Source organism: Streptomyces sp. DH12 (assembly GCF_020873895.1).
In the GTDB taxonomy this organism is placed as follows: domain Bacteria; phylum Actinomycetota; class Actinomycetes; order Streptomycetales; family Streptomycetaceae; genus Streptomyces.
The window spans coordinates 1-478 of sequence record NZ_JAHWGT010000849.1; the positions used below are offsets into that span (position 1 = coordinate 1).

The 478-nt window shown below is 79.3% G+C and carries 1 protein-coding gene; it reads left to right on the forward strand.

Going from position 1 to position 478, the window contains the following annotated elements; translation table 11 throughout:
* Nucleotides 1-40 precede the first annotated feature (40 nt).
* Nucleotides 41-478: sortase (locus tag LPA54_RS37410; protein WP_228984902.1), on the forward strand; the 438-nt coding region annotated here is incomplete at its 3' end.

The following is a 478-nucleotide window of genomic DNA, read 5'->3' on the forward strand; positions in this document are numbered from 1 at the left end:
CCGCAGGTTCCGCCGGACCGGGAGTCCGGGCAACGCAGCGATAGCCGCCGTCACGGTGTGCGCCCTGTGCGCGGGGGCCGTGCTGCTGCGGGACGGAAGGGGCGACGCCCCGCCGCAGCCGTCCGCCGCGCAGGCGCACTCCGGACTCGACGCGCACGGCCCGGCGCGGTCCGCGGTGCCCGCGCTGCCGCCGTCGCCGCCCGACCGGGTGCGCATCCCCGCGATCGGCGTGGACGCGCCGCTGACGGGCCTGGGGCTGACCCCGGCCGGCTCCCTGGACGTGCCGCCCGCCGACCGCCCGGACCTGGCCGGCTGGTACGAGGCCGGCGCCACCCCCGGCGAGCGGGGCACCGCGATCGTCGCGGGCCACGTCGACAACGCCGACGGCCCGGCCGTGTTCTACTCCCTCGGCGCCCTGCGCAAGGTCAGCACGGTCGAGGTGGTCCGGCGGGACGGCACGGTCGCCGTGTTCACGGTG